This window comes from Micromonospora sp. DSM 43699, from assembly GCF_055517075.1.
Genome location: NZ_JBTMMT010000030.1, coordinates 50,651 through 74,740 on the forward strand (window position 1 = coordinate 50,651; position 24,090 = coordinate 74,740).

Below are 24,090 nucleotides of genomic sequence, written 5' to 3' on the forward strand. Positions count from 1 at the left end.
CGACGACATAGGGGACATAGTGCTCGACGTCAACTTCTTCGACGAGCTGCGTATCGGCCTCGCGACCGCGGACGACATCCGTCAGTGGTCGCACGGTGAGGTCAAGAAGCCTGAGACGATCAACTACCGCACCCTCAAGCCGGAGAAGGACGGACTCTTCTGCGAGAAGATCTTCGGCCCTCAGCGGGACTGGGAGTGCTACTGCGGTAAGTACAAGCGGGTCCGGTTCAAGGGCATCATCTGCGAGCGCTGCGGCGTCGAGGTGACCCGGTCGAAGGTCCGTCGTGAGCGGATGGGGCACATCGAGCTGGCCGCCCCGGTCACCCACATCTGGTACTTCAAGGGCGTCCCGAGCCGGCTGGGCTACCTGCTGGACCTCGCCCCCAAGGACCTCGAGAAGATCATCTACTTCGCCTCGTACGTCGTGACGAGCGTGGATGCCGAGGCGCGCCACCGCGACATCTCGACCATCGAGAACGAGATCCTCGCCGAGAAGCGGCAGTCCGAGAACAGCCGCGACTCGGAGATCGAGAAGCGCGCCGCCAAGCTCGAGGCCGACCTGGCCGAGCTGGAGGCCGAGGGTGCCAAGGCGGACGTCCGGCGCAAGGTCAAGGAGGGCGGAGAGCGCGAGATGCGCCAGATCCGCGACCGGGCCCAGCGCGAGATCGACCGCCTCGACGAGGTTCTCGACACCTTCCGCAAGCTCGACTCGAAGCAGTTGGTCACCGACGAGCTGCTCTACCGCGAGCTGCGCGACCGGTTCGGCGAGTACTTCACCGGCGGCATGGGCGCCGAGGCGATCAAGGCGCTGGTCCAGAACATGGACCTCGACGCCGAGGCCGAGAGCCTGCGCGAGACGATCCGCTCCGGCAAGGGGCAGCGGAAGATCCGGGCGCTCAAGCGGCTGAAGGTCGTCGCGGCGTTCCTGAACACCCGCAACTCGCCGCTCGGCATGGTGCTGGACTGCGTCCCGGTCATCCCGCCGGACCTGCGCCCGATGGTGCAGCTCGACGGTGGCCGTTTCGCGACCTCCGACCTGAACGACCTGTACCGACGCGTGATCAACCGGAACAACCGCCTCAAGCGGCTGATCGACCTCGGCGCACCCGAGATCATCGTCAACAACGAGAAGCGGATGCTCCAGGAGGCCGTCGACGCGCTGTTCGACAACGGCCGTCGCGGTCGGCCGGTCACCGGCCCGGGTAACCGCCCGCTCAAGTCGCTGTCGGACATGCTCAAGGGCAAGCAGGGCCGGTTCCGGCAGAACCTGCTCGGCAAGCGCGTCGACTACTCCGGCCGTTCGGTCATCGTGGTCGGCCCCAAGCTCAAGCTGCACCAGTGCGGTCTGCCCAAGCAGATGGCGCTGGAGCTGTTCAAGCCGTTCGTGATGAAGCGGCTGGTCGACCTCAACCACGCGCAGAACATCAAGTCCGCCAAGCGGATGGTCGAGCGGCAGCGGCCGGTCGTGTGGGACGTGCTGGAAGAGGTCATCGGCGAGCACCCGGTGCTGCTCAACCGGGCGCCGACCCTGCACCGCCTGGGCATCCAGGCCTTCGAGCCGCAGCTGGTCGAGGGCAAGGCGATCCAGATCCACCCGCTGGTCTGCACCGCGTTCAACGCCGACTTCGACGGTGACCAGATGGCGGTGCACGTGCCGCTGTCCGCCGAGGCCCAGGCCGAGGCGCGGATCCTGATGCTGTCGTCGAACAACATCCTCAAGCCGGCCGACGGCAAGCCTGTCACCATGCCCACCCAGGACATGGTCATCGGTCTCTACCACCTGACCCACCTCATCCCGGGTGGCCGGGGCGAGGGCCGGGCGTTCAGCTCGGACGCCGAGGCGCGGATGGCCTTCGACGCGAGCGAGCTGCACCTGCAGACCCCGGTGAAGATCCGGCTGCGCAACGTGGTGGGTGTGGACAACGGCACCGGTGCCGAGCCGTGGGTCGCGCCCGAGGGCTGGACCGAGGGCGACCCGGTGACCGTGGAGACCACGCTGGGCCGGGTCCTGTTCAACGAGACGCTGCCGCAGGGCTACCGCTTCGTGAACTACGAGATCCGCAAGGGTCAGCTCTCCGCGATCGTCAACGACCTCGCCGAGCGCTTCCCGAAGGTGGCCCTGGCGGCCACCCTGGACGGCCTCAAGGAGGCGGGCTTCCACTGGGCCACCTGGTCCGGCGTCACCATCGGCATGGAGGACGTCATCCCGCCGCCGCGCAAGCGGGAGATCCTGGAGAAGTACGAGAAGGAAGCCGACCGGATCGACAAGCAGTACCAGCGTGGTCTGATGACCGCCGAGGAGCGACGCGGCGAGCTCATCGAGATCTGGACCAAGGCGACCAACGAGGTCGCCAAGGAGATGGACACCGCGCTGCCGCAGGAGAACCCGCTGTGGAAGATGATCAACTCGGGTGCCCGCGGTAACCTGCTCCAGCTCCGGCAGATCGCGGCGATCCGTGGTCTGGTGGCCAACCCGAAGGGTGAGATCATCCCGCGGCCGATCAAGGCCTCGTACCGGGAGGGTCTGTCCGTGCTGGAGTACTTCATCTCCACCCACGGTGCCCGTAAGGGTCTGGCCGACACCGCGCTGCGGACCGCCGACTCGGGTTACCTGACCCGTCGTCTGGTGGACGTCTCGCAGGACGTCATCATCCGCGAGGAGGACTGCGGCACCGACCGGGCGATCCCGATGCAGATCGGCGAGCGCCTGGAGGGTGGCCGGCTGGTCGTGCACGAGCACGCCGAGACCAGCGTGCACGCCCGGACCCTGGCCGACGACATCAAGGGGCCGGACGGCACCGTGGTGGCCCACCGGGGTCAGGACGTCAACTCCATCGGGGTCGACCAGATCGTCGCCGCCGGGGTGGAGACGATCCGGGTGCGCAGCGTGCTCACCTGCGAGTCGAAGCTGGGCGTCTGCGGTGCGTGCTACGGCCGCTCGTTGCCGACCGGCAAGACCGTGGACGTCGGCGAGGCGGTCGGCATCATCGCCGCCCAGTCGATCGGTGAGCCGGGCACCCAGCTGACGATGCGTACCTTCCACACCGGTGGTGTCGCGGGTGAGGACATCACCCAGGGTCTGCCGCGTGTCCAGGAGATCTTCGAGGCCCGGATCCCGAAGGGCAAGGCGCCCATCGCCGACACCCCGGGTCGGATCCGGATCGAGGACGGCGAGCGGTCCCGGAAGATCATCGTGGTGCCGGACGACGGTAGCGACGAGATCGTCTACGACAAGATCTCCAAGCGGGTCGGGCTGCGGACCCACGACGGGGACCACGTCGAGGTCGGCGAGAAGCTCACCGAGGGCACCATCGACCCGCACGAGCTGCTGCGCATCCTCGGCCCGCGGGCGGTCCAGGTCCACCTGACCCAGGAGGTCCAGGAGGTCTACCGCTCGCAGGGTGTGCTCATCCACGACAAGCACATCGAGATCATCATCCGCCAGATGCTCAAGCGGGTGACGGTCATCGACTCCGGCTCGACCGAGTTCCTGCCGGGTGTGCTCGTCGACCGGGCGCTGTTCGAGTCGGAGAACCGCCGACTGGTCGGCGAGGGTGGCGAGCCCGCCGCCGGTCGCCCGGTGCTGATGGGTATCACCAAGGCCTCGCTGGCCACGGACTCCTGGCTCTCGGCGGCCTCCTTCCAGGAGACCACCCGGGTGCTGACCGACGCGGCGATCAACTCGCGCAGCGACTCGCTGGTCGGCCTCAAGGAGAACGTGATCATCGGTAAGCTCATCCCGGCCGGTACCGGCATCAGCAAGTACCGCAACGTCCGGGTCGAGCCGACCGAGGAGGCGAAGGCCAAGGTCTACTCGATGACCGGTTACCCGGAGACCGACTACGGCTTCGGCCCGGCCAGTGGCCAGGCTGTGCCGCTTGACGACTTCGACTTCGGGTCGTACCGCTAGGCACCACCGACGAAGGCCCCCGGCAGCGTGCCGGGGGCCTTCGTCGTAGCCGGGGTCCACGGCCGTGCGGTCGTCGGTGGTTGCCGACCGGCCCGTCGGTAGGTGGGCGAACGCCCGGCTGCGGGGGTGGACCGCCGGGGAGTGCCCGGTACGGCGGGACGGCCGGGCATGATGGTGGACATGACGACCGCTCCGGGGCAGGTGCCGGTGACGCACCAGCCGCCACGTCATCCGCTCGACCCCGACCCGGTGCGTGCCACCAAGGCACGGGCCGTCTTCGCGCTCGGCCTGATCGGGGCGCTGACCGGGCTGTTCGTCGGTGGGGTGGTGCCCGCCACGGTGGCGCTCCAGTTGGCCCGGCAGGCCCGTCGGGAGGCGTACGCCTCGGGTGGTTTCCTCACCGGGGCGGCCTGGCTGCGGCGGGGGGAGCGGTTGGCCTGGGTGGGGTTGGTGCTGGTCGCGGTGGCCGTGGTGACGCTCGTGGTGATCGGCGTGGTCCGGCTGACAGGTTCCCCGTCCGGGCAGGACTTCGCCCCGAACGTGGACTGACCCGGCGGGGTGATGATCCGGTGGGGAGCACCCACGGTGCGTGGCGGCGGTAGCCTGGCCGGTGTCCGTCGCGTGACGGTGGACCCAGTTCGCGACAGGAGGACCCCGTGACGGAACCGGCGTCGCCGTCGGCAGGCGACCCGGGCGGGCCGCCCGCCGGTTCCCCGGAGCCTGCCTCGCCCTCCGGTTCGCCGGTGCCTGGCCCGGCCGGCTGGCCGCGTCCCTCCGGCCCGACCGGGATCGGGTCGTACTCCGGGTCGGGTGGGTCGTATCCCGGCGTGCTGCCGGCGGGTGACCATCCGCCGACGCTGCCCGGGCCGTACCCGGGACAGCCGGCGGGTCCGACGGCCGGGCCGGGCTGGCCGGCACCCTCCGGGCCCGGCTGGTCAGGGCCCTCCGGACCCGGGCCCGGCTGGTCGGGGCCTTCCGGGCCTGGACCCGGGCCGCTGCCCCCGCCTCCACCGGACGCCCCCCGCCTGCCGAAGCGGGTCGACCCGGTCCCTGGTACGCCCTTCGCCGTGGTGCACCTGGACGTGCCGGCGGTCACCTCCGGTCCGGCGGTGGGGTCGCTGGTCGCCGGGGTGGTGTCGATCCTGGTCTCGTTGCTGGTGATCTGCTTCGGCGTCGGGGGAGCGCAGCTCGGCGGTGCCTGGGCGGCCGGCGCGTTCACCGTGCCGGGCGTGCTGGCCGGCGGCGCGGCGATCGTCGCCGGGATGCTGGCCCGTCGGCAGATCCGGCGGGCCGCTCCGCCGCCGGCGGTGCGGTTCACCGGTCGGGGCCTGGCGACGGCCGGGATCAGCTGTGGCGGGGTGGGGCTGGTGCTCAGCCTGCTGGGGTTGGGGCTGGCGTTGCTGGTGCAGTTGGCGTGACCCCGCTGTCCGGGGTGACGGGCCCCGCTGTCCGGGGTGACGGGCCGGGCCGTCCGGGGGTGGCGGGCCGCGGCCCGCGACAGCCGGTACACTGGAGCACCTGAGGGGCCCGACCCGGGCGAGCAGGCAGGCACACGGCGTGACCGGTGGGAAGTTGTGAGACCCGGCGGACCAACCCGTTTTGACCTGTGCGGCTGTGGTAGGTACTCTTCTCTCTTGCGCCCGGGCAAGCCTGGGTGGCTCGTGCGTGCGCGGGATTCGGATTTGCTCCGGAGATCGAGCGGCCGTACGACACAGTCCAAGACCCGGTGCGCGACGACCGCACGCCGGTGACAGAAAGCCGGTGCGCGCGTGAGCGTCGGCACCGGGACCGCGAATCGGGCGACACGCCCGACCGCGGGTGCCGGGGCCTCCGCGAGGTGGCACCGGCCGGAATGTAGGAGAGTCGACCATCAGGTCGGCTAACGAGCAGACGGCGCGGTCGCGTGAGCGGCCGAAGGGAGCGGAGAAACCCGGTGCCCACCATTCAGCAGCTGGTCCGAAAGGGCCGCCAGGCCAAGACGACCAAGACCAAGACCCCGGCGCTGAAGGGATCCCCTCAGCGGCGCGGTGTGTGCACCCGCGTGTACACCACCACCCCCAAGAAGCCGAACTCGGCGCTCCGCAAGGTCGCTCGTGTCAAGCTCAGCAGCCAGATCGAGGTGACCGCCTACATCCCGGGCGTGGGTCACAACCTGCAGGAGCACTCGATCGTGCTCGTTCGCGGCGGCCGGGTGAAGGACCTCCCCGGCGTGCGTTACAAGATCGTCCGCGGTTCGCTGGACACCCAGGGTGTCCGCAACCGCAAGCAGGCGCGCAGCCGGTACGGCGCGAAGAAGGAGAAGAGCTGACATGCCGCGTAAGGGACCCGCTCCGCGGAAACCGCTTGTCGCTGACCCGGTGTACAACTCGCCGCTTGTCACCCAGTTGGTCAACAAGATCCTGATGCGCGGTAAGCGTCAGCTCGCCGAGCGCATCGTGTACGCGGCCCTGGAGGGCTGCCGCGAGAAGAGCGGCACCGACCCGGTCGTCACCCTCAAGCGGGCGATGGACAACGTCAAGCCGACCCTCGAGGTGCGCAGCCGCCGCGTCGGTGGCGCCACCTACCAGGTGCCGGTCGAGGTCCGTCCGTCCCGGGCGACCACCCTCGGTCTGCGCTGGCTGGTGACGTACTCCAAGGCCCGCCGTGAGAAGACCATGATCGAGCGGCTGATGAACGAGCTGCTGGACGCGAGCAACGGTCTGGGGGCCGCAGTCAAGCGGCGCGAGGACACTCACAAGATGGCGGAGTCCAACAAGGCCTTCGCGCACTACCGCTGGTAACAGCTTGGTTCCGGCGCCTGACCGGCGCCGGAACCGCCATCGGTCGAGTCGAGACGACGATAAGTAGGGACTGAAGTGGCCGCCGCAGACGCGCTCGCCAACGTACGCAACATCGGCATCATGGCGCACATCGATGCCGGTAAGACCACGACCACTGAGCGGATCCTGTTCTACACCGGTATCACCTACAAGATCGGTGAGGTCCACGAGGGCGCTGCCGTCATGGACTGGATGGAGCAGGAGCAGGAGCGTGGCATCACGATCACCTCTGCTGCCACCAAGTGTGAGTGGAAGGGCCACACGATCCAGATCATCGACACGCCCGGTCACGTCGACTTCACGGTCGAGGTCGAGCGGTCGCTGCGGGTGCTGGACGGTGCGGTCGCGGTCTACGACGGTGTCGCCGGCGTGGAGCCGCAGACGGAGAACGTCTGGCGGCAGGCCGACAAGTACCACGTTCCGCGGATGTGCTTCGTCAACAAGCTCGACCGCACCGGCGCGGACTTCTTCCGCTGCGTGCAGATGATGATCGACCGGCTCAACGCCACCCCGCTGGTGCTCCAGATCCCGATCGGGCTCGAGGGCGACCACATCGGCGTCGTCGACCTGATCGGCATGCGTGCCCTCACCTGGCGCGGGGAGACCCAGAAGGGTGAGGACTACGCGATCGAGGAGATCCCGGCCGACCTGGCCGACTCCGCGGCCGAGTGGCGCGAGAAGCTGATGGAGACCCTGGCCGACGTCGATGACGCGGTGATGGAGAAGTACCTGGAGGGCGAGGAGATCTCCGTCGAGGAGATCAAGGCCGCCATCCGGCGGTCCACCATCGCCAGCAAGGCCAACCCGGTGCTGTGCGGTTCGGCGTTCAAGAACAAGGGCGTGCAGCCCATGCTCGACGCCGTGGTCGACTTCCTGCCGTCGCCGCTGGACGTCCCGGCGATCGAGGGCACGGCCACCGACGGCGAGACCCCGCTGGTGCGTAAGCCGTCGAAGAACGAGCCGTTCTCCGGCCTGGCCTTCAAGATCCAGACGGACAAGCACCTCGGCAAGCTCACCTACGTCCGGGTCTACTCCGGTCTGCTCGAGTCCGGCTCCCAGGTGGTCAACTCCACCAAGGACCGCAAGGAGCGGATCGGCAAGATCTACCAGATGCACGCCAACAAGCGGGAAGAGCGTCCGACGGCGCAGGCCGGCGACATCATCGCGGTGCAGGGTCTCAAGCAGACCACCACCGGCGACACGCTCTCCGACCCGGCGAACCCGGTCATCCTGGAGTCGATGACCTTCCCGGAGCCGGTCATCTCGGTGGCGATCGAGCCGAAGACCAAGTCCGACCAGGAGAAGCTCGGCACCGCGATCCAGCGGCTGGCCGAGGAGGACCCGACCTTCCGGGTCCGGCTCGACGAGGAGACCGGCCAGACGGTCATCTCCGGCATGGGCGAGCTGCACCTGGACATCCTGGTCGACCGGATGCGCCGTGAGTTCAACGTCGAGGCCAACGTCGGCAAGCCGCAGGTGGCGTACCGCGAGACCATCCGCCGCAAGGTGGACAAGGTCGAGTACACCCACAAGAAGCAGACCGGTGGCTCCGGCCAGTACGCCCGCGTCATCGTGAGCATCGAGCCGCTGCCGCTTGACAACGAGTCGCCGACCTACGAGTTCGCCAACGCGGTGAGCGGTGGTCGTATCCCGCGGGAGTACATCCCGTCGGTCGACGCCGGCGCGCAGGATGCCATGCAGTACGGCATCCTGGCGGGCTTCCCGCTGGTCGGGGTCAAGCTGACGCTGCTCGACGGTCAGTACCACGACGTCGACTCGTCGGAAATGGCATTCAAGATCGCCGGCTCGATGGTGATGAAGGACGCGGCCCGCAAGGCCGACCCGGCATTGCTCGAGCCGATGATGGCCGTTGAGGTCACCACTCCTGAGGAGAACATGGGTGACGTCATCGGCGACCTCAACTCCCGCCGCGGCATCATCCAGGCGATGGAGGAGCGCAGCGGCGCCCGCATCGTGAAGGCTCTGGTGCCGTTGTCGGAGATGTTCGGCTACGTCGGCGACCTGCGGTCGAAGACCCAGGGCCGGGCTAGCTACAGCATGCAGTTCGACTCCTACGCCGAGGTGCCGCAGAGCGTGGCGAAGGAGATCATCGCCAAGGCGACGGGTGAGTGACGCTCACCCGCTGCTGATCCGGTGAGCCGGGGCCGGTCGCGGGAGGTGTTCCCGCCCGCGACCACCTCGGTCGAGTTGTGTGAATCCGGGCCTGTAGGCTTCATCGCCGCAGAACCCACCAAGCTCTCCGGCCGCAGGCCGGAAAGGCTGTCGACAGAGTCCTAAGCGCCGTCCGGCGCGCCGGGGCGAACGAACCAAGAAGTCCACAGGAGGACACCAGTGGCGAAGGCTAAGTTCGAGCGGACTAAGCCGCACGTCAACATCGGCACCATTGGTCACATCGACCACGGTAAGACGACGCTGACGGCGGCCATCACCAAGGTCCTGCACGACCAGTACCCGGACCTCAACCCGTACACGCCGTTCGACGAGATCGACAAGGCGCCGGAGGAGAAGGCCCGCGGCATCACGATCTCGATCGCACACGTCGAGTACCAGACCGAGGCGCGGCACTACGCGCACGTCGACTGCCCCGGGCACGCCGACTACATCAAGAACATGATCACCGGTGCCGCGCAGATGGACGGCGCGATCCTGGTGGTCGCGGCGACCGACGGCCCGATGCCGCAGACCCGCGAGCACGTGCTGCTGGCCCGTCAGGTCGGTGTGCCGTACATCGTCGTGGCGCTCAACAAGAGCGACATGGTCGACGACGAGGAGCTCCTGGAGCTCGTCGAGCTCGAGGTTCGTGAGCTGCTCTCGGCGCAGGAGTACCCGGGTGACGACCTGCCGGTCGTCCGGGTGTCGGCGCTGCGGGCCCTCGAGGGTGACCCGGAGTGGACCGGCCGCCTGCTGGAGCTGATGAACGCGGTCGACACCGCGATCCCGCAGCCCGAGCGGGAGACCGAGAAGCCGTTCCTGATGCCGATCGAGGACGTCTTCACGATCACCGGTCGTGGCACGGTCGTCACCGGTCGCGCGGAGCGCGGCATCCTCAAGCCGAACGAGGAGGTGGAGATCGTCGGTATCCGCGAGAAGTCGCAGAAGACGGTCTGCACCGGCATCGAGATGTTCCGCAAGCTGCTCGACGAGGCCCGCGCGGGCGAGAACGTCGGTCTGCTGCTGCGGGGCATCAAGCGCGAGGACGTCGAGCGCGGCATGGTGGTCGTCAAGCCGGGCACCAGCACCCCGCACACGGAGTTCGAGGCGACGGTCTACATCCTCTCCAAGGAGGAGGGCGGCCGGCACACCCCGTTCTTCCAGAACTACCGTCCGCAGTTCTACTTCCGGACCACGGACGTCACCGGTGTCGTCACCCTTCCCGAGGGCACCGAGATGGTCATGCCGGGCGACAACACCACGATGGCCGTGAAGCTCATCCAGCCCATCGCGATGGAGGACAACCTCAAGTTCGCGATCCGCGAGGGTGGTCGTACGGTCGGCGCCGGCCGCGTCACCAAGATCATCAAGTGAGCTAGGTAACCCCGATTAGCGTTGCCGCCGGTCGTGCGGCATACTAGTCAGGTTGCGTAACGACGGTTAGTCGCCCGCGTCCGGCGTAAGGTTGGACCTCCGGGGAGACCAACAGTCGCGCGTAGGGTGGTTGATCGCCCCTGGCGGTCAACCACCCTCGCACGGCGTCCAGATCGCTGTGATGCGATCGGCGCCTTGACCCACCGCGTGGTCAGCGAATCGCTCCGGAGTCCCGGGGCGGAGCCTGGTCCACGGGCGCGACACGCCCGACCGCGGGGGTCGGCGAAGTGGGCCTGTGCCAGCCGGTACAGGTGCCCGCAACACAGCGGCATCGAGAGAAGGAACAGAAGCCACCATGGCGGGACAGAAGATCCGCATCCGGCTCAAGGCCTATGACCACGAGGTCGTCGACTCCTCGGCGCGGAAGATCGTCGAGACGGTGACGCGCACCGGGGCGCAGGTCGCGGGCCCGGTGCCGCTGCCCACGGAGATCAACCGTTTCTGCGTCATCCGCTCGCCGCACAAGTACAAGGACTCGCGCGAGCACTTCGAGATGCGCACGCACAAGCGGCTGATCGACATCATCGACCCGACTCCGAAGACGGTCGACTCGCTCATGCGCCTCGACCTGCCGGCTGGCGTCGACATCGAGATCAAGCTGTAGGGACCGGACAAATGGACAGGCAAGTCAAGGGGATCCTGGGCGCCAAGCTCGGTATGACCCAGGTCTGGGACAACAACAAGGTTGTGCCGGTGACCGTGGTTCAGGCCGGCCCGTGCGTCGTCAGCCAGGTGCGTAGCGCCGAGAAGGACGGTTACTCCGCGGTCCAGCTCGCCTACGGCACGATCGACCCGCGCAAGGCCAAGAAGCCGCTCAGCGGGCACTACGCCAAGGCGGACGTGGCGCCGCGCCGGCACATCGTCGAGCTGCGCACCGCGAACGCGGCGGACTACTCGCTGGGCCAGGAGGTCACGGTCGAGGAGTTCCCGGCCGGCGTGACCATCGACGTCACCGGCAAGACCAAGGGCAAGGGCTACGCCGGCCCGATGAAGCGGCACGGCTTCCACGGTCTGCGCGCCAGCCACGGCGTCGAGCGCAAGCACCGCTCGCCGGGCTCCATCGGCGCCTGCGCGACCCCGGGTCGCGTCTTCAAGGGCACCCGGATGGCGGGTCGGATGGGTGGCGTGCGCTACACCGTCCAGAACCTGACCGTCCAGGCGGTCGACACCGAGAACAACCTCCTGCTCGTCCGTGGTGCCATTCCCGGCCCCAAGGGCGCGCTGGTCCTGGTCCGCACCGCGGCCAAGACGAAGGCGAAGAAGGGCGGTGTGGCCAAGTGACCACCGTTGACGTCCGCAATGTCGAAGGCGCCAAGAGCGGCTCCGTCGAGCTGCCGGCCGACATCTTCGACGTCCAGGCCAACATCGCGCTGATGCACCAGGTCGTGGTGGCTCAGCTCGCGGCGGCCCGGCAGGGCACCCACAAGGTCAAGAGCCGTGGCGAGGTCGCCGGTGGCGGCAAGAAGCCCTACAAGCAGAAGGGCACCGGTCGCGCCCGGCAGGGCTCGATCCGCGCGCCGCAGTTCGCCGGTGGTGGAGTGGTACACGGCCCGGTGCCGCGCGACTACAGCCAGCGGACCCCGAAGAAGATGAAGGCAGCCGCCCTGCGTGGCGCCCTCTCCGACCGGGCCCGCGCCGGCCAGGTGCACGTCGTCGAGGCGTTCGTCTCGGGCGAGAAGCCGTCGACCAAGGCGGCCCTGGCCACCCTGGCCAAGCTGACCGAGGCCCGTCGGGTCCTGGTCGTGCTGAGCGGCACCGACGAGCTGAACTGGGTGTCGCTGCGCAACGAGCCGCGGGTGCACCTGATCGAGTCCGGCCAGCTCAACACGTACGACGTGCTGGTGGCCGACGACGTGGTCTTCACCAAGGACGCCCTGGACGAGTTCCTGGGCGTACCCGCGGAGGCCGGCCCCGTGGCCGAGTCCGCCGAGACCACCGAGGAGGGTGGCAAGTGAGCACGATCGCCGACCCGCGGGACATCATCGTCGCGCCGGTCGTCTCGGAGAAGAGCTACAGCGAGCTGAACCGGAACTGGTACACCTTCCTGGTGCACCCGGACGCGAACAAGACCGAGATCAAGATCGCTATCCAGCAGATCTTCAACGTCCGCGTCCTGACGGTCAACACGCTCAACCGCCAGGGCAAGCGCAAGCGCACCAAGACCGGCTTCGGTCAGCGCAAGGCGACCAAGCGGGCGATCGTGAAGCTGGCTGACGGTGACCGTATCGAGGCCTTCGGCGGCCCGGTCAGCTGAGGGGTGTAGACAATGGCTATCCGTAAGTACAAGCCGACGACGCCGGGCCGACGCGGCTCCAGCGTCGCCGACTTCGCCGAGATCACCCGGTCCACGCCGGAGAAGTCGCTGCTGGCTCCGCTGCCGAAGAAGGGTGGGCGCAACGCCCACGGCCGGATCACCACCCGGCACCACGGCGGCGGCCACAAGCGGCAGTACCGTCTGATCGACTTCAAGCGGGTCGACAAGGACGGCGTGCCGGCGAAGGTCGCGCACATCGAGTACGACCCGAACCGCACGGCGCGCATCGCGCTGCTGCACTACGCCGACGGCGAGAAGCGCTACATCCTCGCGCCGAAGGACATGAAGCAGGGCGACCGCGTCGAGTCCGGTCCGGGCGCCGACATCAAGCCGGGCAACAACCTGCCGCTGCGCAACATCCCGGTCGGTACCACCATCCACAATGTGGAGCTGCGTCCGGGCGGCGGCGCCAAGCTGGCCCGTTCGGCAGGCGTCGGCATCCAGCTGCTCGGCCGGGAGGGCGTCTACGCGACCCTCCGGATGCCGTCCGGTGAGATCCGGCGGGTCGACGTACGCTGCCGCGCGAGCGTCGGTGAGATCGGCAACGCCGACCAGTCGAACATCAACTGGGGTAAGGCCGGCCGGATGCGGTGGAAGGGCAAGCGCCCGACCGTCCGTGGTGTCGCGATGAACCCGGTCGACCACCCGCACGGTGGTGGTGAGGGTAAGACCTCCGGTGGTCGCCACCCGGTGAACCCGCAGGGTAAGCCCGAGGGCCGCACCCGTCGTAAGGGCCAGCCGAGCGACCGGCTGATCGTCCGCCGCCGCTACGCCACGCGTAAGCGCGGCTGAGGGAGATAGAGCATGCCTCGCAGCCTGAAGAAGGGCCCGTTCATCGACGACCACCTGCTCAAGAAGGTGGAGACGCAGAACGACAAGGGCTCGAAGAACGTCATCAAGACCTGGTCGCGGCGCTCGACGATCATCCCCGAGATGCTCGGGCACACGATCGCCGTGCACGACGGACGCAAGCACGTCCCGGTGTTCGTGACCGAGGCGATGGTCGGGCACAAGCTCGGCGAGTTCGCGCTGACCCGCACGTTCAAGGGTCACGAGAAGGACGACCGGAAGAGCCGCCGGCGCTGAGCCGCGGGCATACGGATAGAGGAACAAGGGGTTACAGCGATGCCAGGAAAGGGCGACGCTCCGGTGCTTCCGGGCGCGCGGGCGGTTGCGCGACACGTGCGCATCTCGCCGATGAAGGCGCGCCGGGTGGTCAACCTCGTCCGCGGCCTGCCCGCGAAGGAGGCGCTCACGGTGCTGCAGTTCGCGCCGCAGGCGGCGAGCGAGCAGGTGTACAAGGTGCTCGCTAGCGCGATCGCCAACGCGGAGAACAACGAGCGGCTGGACCCTGACGCGCTGCTCGTCAGCGAGGCGTTCGTCGACGAGGGCCCGACCATGAAGCGGTTCCGGCCGCGGGCGCAGGGCCGGGCGTACCGGATCCGCAAGCGCACCTGCCACATCACCGTGGCGGTGGAGGCGGTCGCGCCGGCCGCGCCGAAGAAGGCGGCTGCCAAGAAGGCCGCCCCGGCGCAGCAGGCCGAGGCCGCTGAGACCGAGAGCAAGACGGAGGGTGCCGAGTAATGGGTCAGAAGGTTCACCCCACTGGATTCCGGCTCGGCATCTCGACCGACTGGAAGTCCCGCTGGTTCGCGGACAAGCTCTACAAGGACTACATCGGCGAGGATGTCAAGATCCGCCGGATGATGTCCAAGGGCCTCGAGCGCGCGGGTATCTCCAAGGTCGACATCGAGCGCACCCGGGACCGGGTCCGGGTCGACATCCACACCGCCCGGCCGGGCATCGTCATCGGCCGTAAGGGTGCGGAGGCCGACCGGATCCGCGGCGAGCTGGAGAAGCTCACCGGCAAGCAGGTGCAGCTGAACATCATCGAGGTGAAGAACCCCGAGTCGGACGCGCAGCTGGTCGCCCAGGGCGTCGCCGAGCAGCTCTCCAGCCGGGTCAGCTTCCGTCGGGCGATGCGCAAGTCCATGCAGTCGGCGATGAAGAACCCCGTCTGCAAGGGCATCCGGGTGCAGGTCTCGGGTCGTCTCGGCGGCGCCGAGATGAGCCGGACGGAGTTCTACCGCGAGGGTCGGGTTCCGCTGCACACGCTGCGGGCCAACATCGAGTACGGCTTCTTCGAGGCCCGTACCACCTTCGGCAGGATCGGCGTGAAGGTCTGGATCTACAAGGGCGACGCCGTGCCGGGCCGGGAGGCTCCGGCCGAGGCCGGTCCGTCCCGCCCGCGTCGTGGTGAGCGTGGCGACCGGCCCGAGCGGCCGCGTCGTGGCCGGTCGGGTTCGTCCGGTACGACCGCCGGCGGTACCGAGGCCGGCCGGGCTGCCGCGACCACCATCGCGCAGCAGGCCGAGACGCCGAGCGGTGAGCCGGTCGACAGCTCCGCTGTCGCCGCGGCCGTCACCCAGCCGGCAGAAACGCAGCAGGAGGGCTGACAGATGCTGATGCCGCGCAAGCCCCCGAAGGGCTTCCGCAAGCCGCACCACCCGGACCGCCACGGCGCGTCCAAGGGCGGTAACCGGGTGGTGTTCGGCGAGTTCGGGATCCAGGCTCTCGAGCCGGCGTACGTGACCAACCGGCAGATCGAGTCGGCACGTATCGCCATGACCCGGCACATCAAGCGTGGTGGCAAGGTCTGGATCACGGTCTTCCCGGACCAGGCCCTCACCAAGAAGCCGGCCGAGACCCGGATGGGTTCCGGTAAGGGCTCGCCCGAGTGGTGGGTCGCGAACGTCAAGCCGGGGCGGATTCTCTTCGAGATGTCGTTCCCCAACGAGCAGATCGCGCGAGAGGCGATGCGTCGCGCGATCCACAAACTCCCGATGAAGTGCCGCATTGTTACGCGCGAAGTGGGTGAATCCTGATGGCAGCGGGCGTCAAGCCTTCCGAGCTGCGTGAGCTCTCCGAGGAGGAGCTGGTCACGAAGTTGCGCGAGGCCAAGGCGGAGCTGTTCAACCTCCGCGTGCAGGCCGCCACCGGTCAGCTGGACAACAACCGGCGGTTGCAGGTCATCCGTCGGGAGATCGCCCGGATCTACACGATCATGCGTGAGCGCGAGCTGGGTCTCTCGGCCGCGCCGACTGAGGTGACTGCATCATGAGCGAGACCGAGAACACCACCGCCACCGTGCGGGCCCGCCGTAAGGTTCGTGAGGGCCTGGTGGTCAGCGACAAGATGGACAAGACCGTCGTGGTCGAGGTCGAGGACCGGGTCAAGCACGCGTTGTACGGCAAGATCATGCGTCGTACCCGCAAGCTGAAGGTCCACGACGAGCAGAACGCCGCCGGCATCGGTGACCGGGTTTCGATCATGGAGACCCGGCCGCTGTCCGCCACCAAGCGTTGGCGGATCGTGGAGATCCTCGAGAAGGCCAAGTAGCGAAGGCTCGAGCTCGGCCGGTTTCGGTCGGGCGCAGGTTCCGCCAGGCTCCGGCCGTCCGCGAGGGCGGCCGGAGAACCGGCAGACATAGGAGATAGACGTGATTCAGCAGGAGTCGCGACTGCGCGTCGCCGACAACACGGGTGCCCGGGAGATCCTGTGCATCCGGGTTCTCGGTGGCTCCGGTCGGCGCTACGCGAGCATCGGCGACGTCATCGTGGCCACCGTCAAGGACGCGATCCCGGGTGCCGGTGTCAAGAAGGGCGACGTCGTCAAGGCCGTCGTCGTCCGCACCGCCAAGGAGCGTCGGCGGCCGGACGGCTCGTACATCCGTTTCGACGAGAACGCCGCCGTCATCATCAAGGACGGCGGGGACCCGCGCGGCACCCGTATCTTCGGCCCGGTGGGCCGGGAGCTGCGGGACAAGCGGTTCATGAAGATCATTTCCCTCGCGCCGGAGGTGTTGTGACCGTGAAGGTCAAGAAGGGCGACACGGTCATCGTCATCGCCGGCAAGGACAAGGGCGCCAAGGGCAAGGTCATCGCGGCCTACCCGCGGCAGGACAAGGTCCTCGTCGAAGGCGTGAACCGGGTCAAGAAGCACACCCGTATCAGCACCACCCAGCGTGGCGCCAAGACCGGTGGCATCGTCACCCAGGAGGCCCCGATCCACGTCTCGAACGTGCAGGTCCTGGACTCCGACGGGAACCCGACCCGGGTCGGTTACCGGTTCGACGACAACGGCCAGAAGGTCCGCATCGCGCGTAGCACCGGTAAGGACCTGTGATGACCACGGCTACCGAAACCAAGACCCTGCCGCGCCTCAAGGAGCGGTACCGCAACGAGATCGTGGCCAAGCTGCAGGAGCAGCACAGCTTCGGCAACCCCATGCAGGTGCCGCGGCTGGTCAAGATCGTCGTCAACATGGGCGTCGGCGAGGCCGCTCGCGACGCCAAGCTGATCGACGGCGCCGTCCGCGATCTGGCCACGATCACCGGCCAGAAGCCGCAGGTGCGGCGGGCCACCAAGTCGATCGCGCAGTTCAAGCTGCGTGAGGGCATGCCGATCGGCGCGAAGGTCACCCTGCGCGGCGACCGGATGTGGGAGTTCCTGGACCGGCTGCTGTCGATCGCGCTGCCGCGTATCCGCGACTTCCGCGGCCTGGACGGGCGCAAGCTCGACGGGCACGGCAACTACACGTTCGGCCTGACCGAGCAGTCGGTGTTCCACGAGATCGACCAGGACCGGATCGATCGCCAGCGGGGCATGGACATCACGGTGGTCACGACCGCCACGACCGACGACGAGGGCCGGGCGCTGCTCAAGCTCCTGGGCTTCCCGTTCAAGGAGAACTGAGATGGCCAAGAAGGCGCTGATCATCAAGGCGGCTGCGAAGCCGAAGTTCTCGGTTCGCGCGTACACCCGCTGCCAGCGGTGCGGGCGTCCGAAGGCGGTCTACCGCAAGTTCGGTCTCTGCCGGGTCTGCATCCGGGAGATGGCCCACCGCGGTGAGCTGCCCGGCGTGTCCAAGGCTTCCTGGTAATAGCCCGGCGCGCTTCGGCGTGTCAGCTGAACTGTCTCTTCGCCGTAGGCCCCGGGCCGTGCCCGGGGAACCCCGGCGAGAAAGGTTGACGAATTCATGACGATGACCGACCCGATCGCAGACATGCTCACGCGTCTGCGTAACGCCAACCAGGCGTACCACGACCGGGTGACGATGCCCTACTCGAAGATCAAGGCGAACATCGCCGAGGTCCTCAAGGCCGAGGGTTACATCGCCACCTGGTCGGTCGAGGAGCCCGAAGAGGGCGCCGTCGGCAAGCGACTGGTCGTCGAGCTGAAGTACGGCCAGAGCCGCGAGCGCAGCCTGGCCGGCATCAAGCGCGTGTCCAAGCCCGGTCTCCGGGTGTACGCCAAGTCGGACGGGCTCCCGCGGGTGCTCGGCGGGCTGGGCGTGGCGATCATTTCGACGTCCCAGGGGCTGCTCACCGACCGGCAGGCCCGCAAGCGGAGCGTTGGCGGGGAAGTCCTCGCCTTCGTCTGGTAACGGGAGACAGGTAGAAATGTCGCGTATTGGACGTAAGTCGATCCCGGTGCCTTCCGGCGTCGACATCACGATCGAGGGCCAGACCGTCAAGGTCAAGGGTCCGAAGGGCGAGCTGGCGCACACGCTCGCCGAGCCGATCAGGGCAGAGCGGGGCGAGGACGGCCAGTTGCACGTCAACCGGCCGAACGACGAGCGCAAGGCCAAGGAGCTGCACGGCCTGAGCCGTACCCTGGTCGCCAACATGATCGTCGGGGTCACCGAGGGCTACCGTAAGAGCCTGGAGATCGCCGGCACCGGTTACCGGGTCACGGCCAAGGGCAAGGACCTCGAGTTCGCGCTCGGGTTCTCGCACCCGGTGCTGGTCCCCGCGCCGGACGGCATCACCTTCACGGTGGAGCGGCCGACCCTGTTCCACGTGGCCGGCATCGACAAGCAGCAGGTCGGTGAGGTCGCCGCCAACATCCGGAAGATCCGCCCGCCGGAGCCCTACAAGGGTAAGGGCGTCAAGTACCAGGGCGAGGTCATCCGCCGCAAGGCCGGAAAGGCAGGTAAGAAGTGAGCGCCACGCTGCTCAAGCGCCGCCGCGGCGTCGCCGCCAAGCGCGCCGTCGGCCGTGCGCGTCGACACTTCCGGGTCCGCAAGAACGTCAGCGGAACCGCCGAGCGTCCCCGCCTCGTGGTCACCCGTTCGCTGCGGCACATCGTCGCCCAGATCGTCGACGACACCAAGGGTCACACCCTGGCGTCGGCCTCGACCCTGGACGCGTCGCTGCGCGGTGCGGAGGGCGACAAGAGCGCCCTGGCCGGCAAGGTCGGCGGCCTGCTCGCCGAGCGGGCCAAGGCCGCCGGTGTGTCCAAGGTCGTCTTCGACCGCGGTGGCAACCGGTACGCGGGGCGGGTCGCCGCGCTCGCCGATGCCGCCCGCGAAGCCGGGCTCGAGTTCTAGAAACCCCGTCACGAGAGATAAGGAAGGCTGCTGATGCCAGGTCAACAGCGCCGTGGCGGCGGGTCCGGTGGCAACGAGGGTGGTCGCCGCGACAACCGCCGTGAGGGCGGCCGCGGAAACGCGCCCGTCGAGAAGACCCCGCACATCGAGCGGGTCGTCGCGATCAACCGCGTCGCCAAGGTCGTGAAGGGTGGTCGTCGCTTCAGCTTCACCGCCCTGGTGATCGTGGGCGACGGCGACGGTACGGTCGGCGTGGGCTACGGAAAGGCCAAGGAGGTGCCCGCGGCGATCGCCAAGGGTGTCGAGGAGGCCAAGAAGCACTTCTTCAAGGTGCCACGGATCGGTCAGTCGATCCCGCACCCGATCCAGGGTGAGGCCGCCGCCGGCGTCGTGCTGCTCAAGCCGGCGTCCGCCGGTACGGGTGTCATCGCCGGTGGCCCGGTGCGTGCCGTGCTGGAGTGCGCGGGCATCCACGACGTGCTCTCCAAGAGCCTCGGCTCGTCCAACCCGATCAACATCGTGCACGCCACGGTGGCGGCGCTGAAGGGGCTCGAGTCCCCGGAGGCTGTCGCGGCCCGTCGTGGCCTGCCGGTCGAGGACGTCGCGCCGGCCGCCATGCTGGCGTCGCGGGCGGGGGTGGCGTCCTGATGGCGCGCCTGAAGGTCACCCAGCTCCGGTCCGCGATCGGGAGGAAGCAGAACCAGCGGCACTCGCTGCGTTCGCTCGGCCTGAAGCGGATCAACGACGTGGTGGTCAAGGAGGACCGGCCCGAGATTCGGGGCATGATCTTCGCGGTCAGCCACCTCGTGAAGGTCGAGGAGGTCGAGTAATGACGATCAAGGTTCACCACCTGCGCCCCGCTCCGGGTGCCAAGACCGCGAAGACCCGGGTCGGTCGCGGTGAGGGCTCCAAGGGCAAGACCGCGGGTCGCGGTACCAAGGGCTCGAAGGCCCGCAAGAACATCTCGGCGGCGTTCGAGGGTGGGCAGATGCCCATCCACATGCGTCTTCCGAAGATGAAGGGCTTCAAGAACAAGTTCAAGGTCGTCTTCCAGGTGGTCAACCTGGACCGGCTCGCCGAACTGTTCCCCAACGGCGGTCAGGTCGGCCCGCTGGAGCTGGTCGAGGCCGGCGCGGTCCGCAAGGGCCACCCGGTCAAGATCCTCGGCACCGGCGATCTGGGCGGGGTGACCCTCCAGGTGTCGGCGCAGGCGTTCAGCGCCTCGGCCAAGGAGAAGATCGCCGCCGCCGGTGGCTCCGTCACCGAGCTGTAGGTCAGGCAATCCATGGCGCCCGCTCAGTTCTCAGTGACTGGGCGGGCGCCCTGGTCTCCCCGGAGCGTGTGCGCCGGGTAACATCGGATTTGGTTTATGTAGCCGGGCACACCTGCCCGGAGCGGGATCGGGCTGTTAGAGTCCCTTCCCAGCCATGGATATCGGGCACTCGCCCGGCACCCACCCCGACCCGCCAGGGACCACCACCGGGCGGCCCGCGCGCAGGAGGAAGAAGTTGCTGTCCGCCTTTCTCAGTGCGTTCCGTACGCCTGACCTGCGCAAGAAGCTGCTGTTCACAGTAGGCATCATCGCGGTCTACCGGCTCGGCGCTACGCTGCCCAGCCCCGGCGTCTCGTACGGCAACGTGCAGAAGTGTCTCGACAGTCTGCAGGGCCAGAACACGGGCGTGCTCAACCTGCTCGACCTGTTCTCCGGCGGCGCGCTGTTGCAGCTCTCGGTCTTCGCGCTGGGCATCATGCCCTACATCACCGCGTCGATCATCCTGCAGCTGCTGACGGTGGTCATCCCCCGACTGGAGCAGCTCCGCAAGGAGGGCCAGGCCGGCCAGGCGAAGATCACCCAGTACACCCGCTATCTGACCCTCGGTCTGGGCATCCTCCAGTCCTCGGCGTTCGTGGCGCTGGCCCGTTCCGGCCAGCTCTTCCAGAACCGCTGCGACCAGTTCCCGATCGTGCCCGAGGGCACCGGCATCCCGAACTGGCTGACCCTCGGCATCCTGGTCATGACGATGACCGCCGGCACCGGCATGGTGATGTGGCTCGGTGAGCTGATCACCGACCGCGGCGTCGGCAACGGCATGTCCGTCCTGATCTTCACCTCGATCGCTGCCCGGCTCCCCAGCGAAGGCTGGAAGATCAAGACCAACGAGGGCTGGGGCAAGTTCGTCCTGGTGCTCGCCCTGGTCCTGCTGGTCATCACCGCGGTCTGCTTCATCGAGCAGGCGCAGCGCCGCATCCCGGTGCAGTACGCCAAGCGGATGATCGGCCGGCGGATGTACGGCGGCACCTCCACCTACATCCCGTTGAAGGTGAACCAGGCCGGTGTCATCCCGGTCATCTTCGCCTCGTCGCTGCTCTACCTGCCGCAGCTGGCGCTCCAGTTCTTCGACCAGACCGACCCGGGCAAGACCCAGGCCTGGATCCAGAACAACATCGTGCAGGCCGACGCGCCGCTGCACATCGTGATCTACTTCCTGCTGATCATCTTCTTCACGTACTTCTACGTGTCGATCACGTTCAACCCGACCGAGGTCGCGGACAACATGAAGAAGTACGGCGGCTTCGTGCCGGGCATCCGCCCCGGCAAGCCGACCGCCGACTACCTCGACTTCATCCTCAGCCGGATCACCCTGCCGGGCGCGCTCTACCTGGGCATCGTGGCGGTCCTGCCGAACTTCTTCTTCATCTGGCTGAACAGCCAGCAGTTCCAGAACTTCCCGTTCGGCGGCACCGCTGTGCTCATCATGGTCGGCGTCGGTCTGGAGACCGTGAAGCAGATCGAGAGCCAACTCATGCAGCGGAACTACGAAGGGTTCCTGCGGTAGATGCGACTCGTTCTGGTTGGCCCGCCGGGCGCGGGCAAGGGCACACAGGCGGAGTTCGTCGCCGCACACCTCTCGGTGCCGAAGATCTCGACCGGTGACATCTTCCGGGCCAACGTCTCCCAGGGGACGCCTCTGGGAGTCGAGGCGAAGCGGTACATGGACGCGGGCAAGCTGGTCCCGGACGAGGTGACCATCAACATGGTCCGGGACCGGCTCGCCGAGCCGGACGCCTCCGAGGGCTTCCTGCTCGACGGCTTCCCGCGTACCACGCCGCAGGCCGCCGCGTTGGACAAGCTCCTCGCCGACCTGGGCACCGCGTTGGATCTGGTGCTGGAGCTGGTGGTCGACGACGACGAGGTGATCCGGCGGCTCTCCGGCCGGCGTACCTGCCGGGGCTGCGGCAAGATCTGGCACGTCGAGTTCGACGCGACCACCAAGGACGGCATCTGCGACAGGTGTGGCGCCGAGTTGTTCCAGCGCGACGACGACAAGCCGGAGACCATCGCGGCCCGACTGCGTGAGTATGCCGAGAAGACCGCACCGCTTGTCGACTACTACGGCGCCCAGAACAAACTGGTCGGGATCGACGCCACCGGGCCGGTGGAGGACGTCACGGTCCGCGCGATCGACGCGCTGCGCTCGTACGGCGGCTGACCTCGCGGCGGGACCCGGTGGATAGAGTGCGAACAGCGGGGTACGTCAGGTACCCCGCTGTTTCGCTGTGTGTCGGCAACGAAAGGTGATCGCTTCATGCGCCGTGCCCAGCTGGACATCCAGCTGAAGACCCCTGACCAGATCGACAAGATGCGGGCCGCCGGGCTGGTGGTCGCCGAGGCCCTGCGCCGGATGAGCGCGGCGGTCGCCCCCGGGGTGAGTACGGCCGACCTCGACGCCCTCGCCGAGGCGACCATCCGGGAGGCCGGGGCGGTCCCGTCGTTCAAGGGCTACCACGGCTTCCCCGGCTCGATCTGCTCGTCTGTCAACGAGCAGGTGGTGCACGCGATCCCGGCAGCCGACCAGGTGCTCCGCGAGGGTGACCTGATCTCGATCGACTGTGGCGCGGTGTTGGACGGCTGGCACGGCGACGCGGCGGTCACCGTCGGGGTGGGCGAGGTCGACCCGGCGCTGCTGAAGATGGCCTCGGTCGCCGAGGACGCCATGTGGGCGGGCATCGCCGCCGCCGCGCGGGGCGCCGCCAACGGCCGGGGCCGGCTCACCGACATCTCGCACGCGGTCGAGACCGCCGTCCGCAGGGGCGGCCGGTACGGCATCGTCGACGGCTACGGTGGGCACGGAATCGGCACCGAGATGCACCAGGACCCGCACGTGCTCAACCACGGTCGTCCCGGTAAGGGGCCGCGCCTGGTGCCCGGCATGGCGCTGGCGATCGAGCCGATGATCACGATGGGCTCGCCGCGTACCGTGGAGCTGTCCGACGGGTGGACCGTGGTCACCCGCGACCGGTCGGTGGCGGCGCACGTCGAGCATTCGATGGCGCTGCTGGAGGACGGGGTGTGGGTGCTCACCGCCTTCGACGGCGGTCGGGCCCGGCTCGGCGACCTGGTGACCGCCCGGCAGCAGGCCGACTCCCCGGCCGGCTGACCTCCGCTTATCCCCGGCCGCTTATCCCCGGCCACCTGACCCCGGTCCTTCCCGGTGACGGGGCCCGACCTCTTCCCGGCCGCAAGGTGCCCCTGGTCTGGTGGCTTCTCGAACGTCGCCCGCCCGCTCGGCGTCATGCGGCCGGGCTTTCCCAAGACCAGCCGGGTGCTCGACGACCAGCCCGGGTCTTCGACGACCAGCCCGGGTCTTCGACGACCAGCCGGGCTCTCGGCGACCAGAGCGGCGACTTCGAGTCGGTCACCGTCCGACGCCGATGTGCGTCGGTGCGGCACCCGTTGGTGTCAGACCGCGTCCGGTGTGGGCAGACGGCCCGGGTGTGGGCAGACCGGCGGGTGTTGCCAGATGGCCCTGATCGTGATCGACAGGTGTCCGGAGCGGCTGCGGATGGCCCGGGTGTGGCTAGAGCATGTCGGGCCCTTTAGACCTGATGACGTTAGCGATTCAGGCGTCAGGCGGGCCGTGAACGGAACGTGTCAAGGGATTGAGGCCAACGGGAGTTAAGCGGCTTGTCGTTGTGGCTCGGGTTTGTTGATCCAGACCTGTTGGGGCAGGTCGAGGATCTTGGGCAGGGGTCGGGTGGTGCCGAACCGT

Annotated in this window: 31 protein-coding genes; all 31 read left to right on the forward strand. The window is 68.3% G+C overall.

The genetic code is table 11. The features are described from left to right. Nucleotides 1-19: 19 nt before the first annotated feature. Nucleotides 20-3,910, forward strand: coding sequence for a DNA-directed RNA polymerase subunit beta' (locus AC0AIB_RS16745; RefSeq protein ID WP_328342823.1), 3,891 nt, complete (start codon nucleotides 20-22; stop codon nucleotides 3,908-3,910). A 180-nt stretch (nucleotides 3,911-4,090) separates the two neighbouring features. Further along, nucleotides 4,091-4,459 carry a hypothetical protein gene (locus tag AC0AIB_RS16750; protein WP_328342824.1) on the forward strand — a complete coding sequence of 123 codons (369 nt, stop codon included), beginning with the start codon at nucleotides 4,091-4,093 and terminating at the stop codon, nucleotides 4,457-4,459. Between the two features lie 476 nt (nucleotides 4,460-4,935). After that, complete coding sequence (locus AC0AIB_RS16755; protein ID WP_328349031.1) at nucleotides 4,936-5,328, forward strand: hypothetical protein; 393 nt, start codon at nucleotides 4,936-4,938, stop codon at nucleotides 5,326-5,328. A gap of 515 nt (nucleotides 5,329-5,843) precedes the next feature. After that, nucleotides 5,844-6,218, forward strand: a complete 375-nt coding sequence (rpsL, locus tag AC0AIB_RS16760) for a 30S ribosomal protein S12 (protein WP_007465318.1) — start codon at nucleotides 5,844-5,846, stop codon at nucleotides 6,216-6,218. 1 nt (nucleotide 6,219) lies between these two features. Then, entirely contained in the window at nucleotides 6,220-6,690 is a 471-nt protein-coding gene (gene rpsG, locus AC0AIB_RS16765) for a 30S ribosomal protein S7 (RefSeq protein WP_067301402.1), read from the forward strand. Between the two features lie 75 nt (nucleotides 6,691-6,765). Further along, nucleotides 6,766-8,862, forward strand: a complete 2,097-nt coding sequence (fusA, locus tag AC0AIB_RS16770) for an elongation factor G (protein WP_328342827.1) — start codon at nucleotides 6,766-6,768, stop codon at nucleotides 8,860-8,862. 219 nt (nucleotides 8,863-9,081) lie between these two features. Further along, nucleotides 9,082-10,275: an elongation factor Tu gene (gene tuf, locus AC0AIB_RS16775; RefSeq protein ID WP_067301408.1), complete on the forward strand. Its 1,194-nt coding sequence runs from the start codon at nucleotides 9,082-9,084 to the stop codon at nucleotides 10,273-10,275. Between the two features lie 355 nt (nucleotides 10,276-10,630). Further along, nucleotides 10,631-10,939 carry a 30S ribosomal protein S10 gene (rpsJ, locus tag AC0AIB_RS16780; RefSeq protein ID WP_007073037.1) on the forward strand — a complete coding sequence of 103 codons (309 nt, stop codon included), beginning with the start codon at nucleotides 10,631-10,633 and terminating at the stop codon, nucleotides 10,937-10,939. 11 nt (nucleotides 10,940-10,950) lie between these two features. After that, complete coding sequence (rplC, locus tag AC0AIB_RS16785) at nucleotides 10,951-11,616, forward strand: 50S ribosomal protein L3 (RefSeq protein WP_328342830.1); 666 nt, start codon at nucleotides 10,951-10,953, stop codon at nucleotides 11,614-11,616. Beyond that, nucleotides 11,613-12,290 (forward strand): 50S ribosomal protein L4, encoded by a 678-nt coding sequence (gene rplD, locus AC0AIB_RS16790; protein WP_328342833.1) that lies wholly within the window; start codon nucleotides 11,613-11,615, stop codon nucleotides 12,288-12,290. The genes rplC and rplD overlap by 4 nt, the downstream gene beginning before the upstream one ends. Then, the gene (rplW, locus tag AC0AIB_RS16795) at nucleotides 12,287-12,589 is read left to right on the forward strand and encodes a 50S ribosomal protein L23 (RefSeq protein ID WP_007465304.1); all 303 of its coding nucleotides are present in this window, start codon (nucleotides 12,287-12,289) and stop codon (nucleotides 12,587-12,589) included. The genes rplD and rplW overlap by 4 nt, the downstream gene beginning before the upstream one ends. A 12-nt stretch (nucleotides 12,590-12,601) precedes the next feature. Then, entirely contained in the window at nucleotides 12,602-13,441 is an 840-nt protein-coding gene (gene rplB, locus AC0AIB_RS16800) for a 50S ribosomal protein L2 (RefSeq protein WP_074314603.1), read from the forward strand. Between the two features lie 12 nt (nucleotides 13,442-13,453). After that, nucleotides 13,454-13,735, forward strand: coding sequence for a 30S ribosomal protein S19 (gene rpsS, locus AC0AIB_RS16805; protein ID WP_088647003.1), 282 nt, complete (start codon nucleotides 13,454-13,456; stop codon nucleotides 13,733-13,735). 39 nt (nucleotides 13,736-13,774) lie between these two features. After that, complete coding sequence (rplV, locus tag AC0AIB_RS16810) at nucleotides 13,775-14,233, forward strand: 50S ribosomal protein L22 (protein WP_328342839.1); 459 nt, start codon at nucleotides 13,775-13,777, stop codon at nucleotides 14,231-14,233. Continuing rightward, the gene (gene rpsC, locus AC0AIB_RS16815) at nucleotides 14,233-15,105 is read left to right on the forward strand and encodes a 30S ribosomal protein S3 (RefSeq protein ID WP_091242018.1); all 873 of its coding nucleotides are present in this window, start codon (nucleotides 14,233-14,235) and stop codon (nucleotides 15,103-15,105) included. The genes rplV and rpsC overlap by 1 nt, the downstream gene beginning before the upstream one ends. A gap of 3 nt (nucleotides 15,106-15,108) precedes the next feature. Further along, nucleotides 15,109-15,534 (forward strand): 50S ribosomal protein L16, encoded by a 426-nt coding sequence (gene rplP / locus AC0AIB_RS16820; RefSeq protein WP_328342842.1) that lies wholly within the window; start codon nucleotides 15,109-15,111, stop codon nucleotides 15,532-15,534. Next, on the forward strand, nucleotides 15,534-15,770 hold the full coding sequence (gene rpmC / locus AC0AIB_RS16825; RefSeq protein WP_013288628.1) for a 50S ribosomal protein L29: 237 nt from the start codon (nucleotides 15,534-15,536) through the stop codon (nucleotides 15,768-15,770). Before rplP ends, rpmC begins: the two co-directional genes overlap by 1 nt. Continuing rightward, a complete protein-coding gene (gene rpsQ, locus AC0AIB_RS16830; RefSeq protein WP_067301434.1) occupies nucleotides 15,767-16,048 on the forward strand; it encodes a 30S ribosomal protein S17 in 282 nt (93 codons plus the stop codon). Before rpmC ends, rpsQ begins: the two co-directional genes overlap by 4 nt. A gap of 100 nt (nucleotides 16,049-16,148) precedes the next feature. Then, nucleotides 16,149-16,517 (forward strand): 50S ribosomal protein L14, encoded by a 369-nt coding sequence (gene rplN / locus AC0AIB_RS16835; protein WP_007465279.1) that lies wholly within the window; start codon nucleotides 16,149-16,151, stop codon nucleotides 16,515-16,517. After that, on the forward strand, nucleotides 16,514-16,834 hold the full coding sequence (rplX, locus tag AC0AIB_RS16840) for a 50S ribosomal protein L24 (protein WP_172898445.1): 321 nt from the start codon (nucleotides 16,514-16,516) through the stop codon (nucleotides 16,832-16,834). Before rplN ends, rplX begins: the two co-directional genes overlap by 4 nt. After that, nucleotides 16,834-17,403 carry a 50S ribosomal protein L5 gene (gene rplE, locus AC0AIB_RS16845; protein WP_091242008.1) on the forward strand — a complete coding sequence of 190 codons (570 nt, stop codon included), beginning with the start codon at nucleotides 16,834-16,836 and terminating at the stop codon, nucleotides 17,401-17,403. The genes rplX and rplE overlap by 1 nt, the downstream gene beginning before the upstream one ends. 1 nt (nucleotide 17,404) lies before the next feature. Beyond that, the gene (locus tag AC0AIB_RS16850) at nucleotides 17,405-17,590 is read left to right on the forward strand and encodes a type Z 30S ribosomal protein S14 (protein ID WP_007465272.1); all 186 of its coding nucleotides are present in this window, start codon (nucleotides 17,405-17,407) and stop codon (nucleotides 17,588-17,590) included. Nucleotides 17,591-17,686: 96 nt separating this feature from the next. Next, entirely contained in the window at nucleotides 17,687-18,094 is a 408-nt protein-coding gene (rpsH, locus tag AC0AIB_RS16855; protein ID WP_091242005.1) for a 30S ribosomal protein S8, read from the forward strand. Nucleotides 18,095-18,110: 16 nt separating this feature from the next. Further along, nucleotides 18,111-18,653: a 50S ribosomal protein L6 gene (gene rplF / locus AC0AIB_RS16860; protein WP_328342850.1), complete on the forward strand. Its 543-nt coding sequence runs from the start codon at nucleotides 18,111-18,113 to the stop codon at nucleotides 18,651-18,653. After that, a complete protein-coding gene (gene rplR, locus AC0AIB_RS16865) occupies nucleotides 18,650-19,039 on the forward strand; it encodes a 50S ribosomal protein L18 (protein ID WP_091241997.1) in 390 nt (129 codons plus the stop codon). The genes rplF and rplR overlap by 4 nt, the downstream gene beginning before the upstream one ends. A gap of 33 nt (nucleotides 19,040-19,072) precedes the next feature. Beyond that, on the forward strand, nucleotides 19,073-19,687 hold the full coding sequence (rpsE, locus tag AC0AIB_RS16870) for a 30S ribosomal protein S5 (protein ID WP_089004147.1): 615 nt from the start codon (nucleotides 19,073-19,075) through the stop codon (nucleotides 19,685-19,687). Beyond that, on the forward strand, nucleotides 19,687-19,869 hold the full coding sequence (rpmD, locus tag AC0AIB_RS16875; protein WP_067301451.1) for a 50S ribosomal protein L30: 183 nt from the start codon (nucleotides 19,687-19,689) through the stop codon (nucleotides 19,867-19,869). The genes rpsE and rpmD overlap by 1 nt, the downstream gene beginning before the upstream one ends. Further along, nucleotides 19,869-20,312: a 50S ribosomal protein L15 gene (gene rplO / locus AC0AIB_RS16880; RefSeq protein WP_328342857.1), complete on the forward strand. Its 444-nt coding sequence runs from the start codon at nucleotides 19,869-19,871 to the stop codon at nucleotides 20,310-20,312. The genes rpmD and rplO overlap by 1 nt, the downstream gene beginning before the upstream one ends. Nucleotides 20,313-20,547: 235 nt before the next feature. Further along, complete coding sequence (gene secY / locus AC0AIB_RS16885) at nucleotides 20,548-21,876, forward strand: preprotein translocase subunit SecY (RefSeq protein ID WP_328342859.1); 1,329 nt, start codon at nucleotides 20,548-20,550, stop codon at nucleotides 21,874-21,876. Further along, entirely contained in the window at nucleotides 21,877-22,530 is a 654-nt protein-coding gene (locus AC0AIB_RS16890) for an adenylate kinase (protein WP_067301462.1), read from the forward strand. Between the two features lie 96 nt (nucleotides 22,531-22,626). Then, a complete protein-coding gene (map, locus tag AC0AIB_RS16895) occupies nucleotides 22,627-23,478 on the forward strand; it encodes a type I methionyl aminopeptidase (RefSeq protein ID WP_328342862.1) in 852 nt (283 codons plus the stop codon). Nucleotides 23,479-24,090 lie beyond the last annotated feature (612 nt).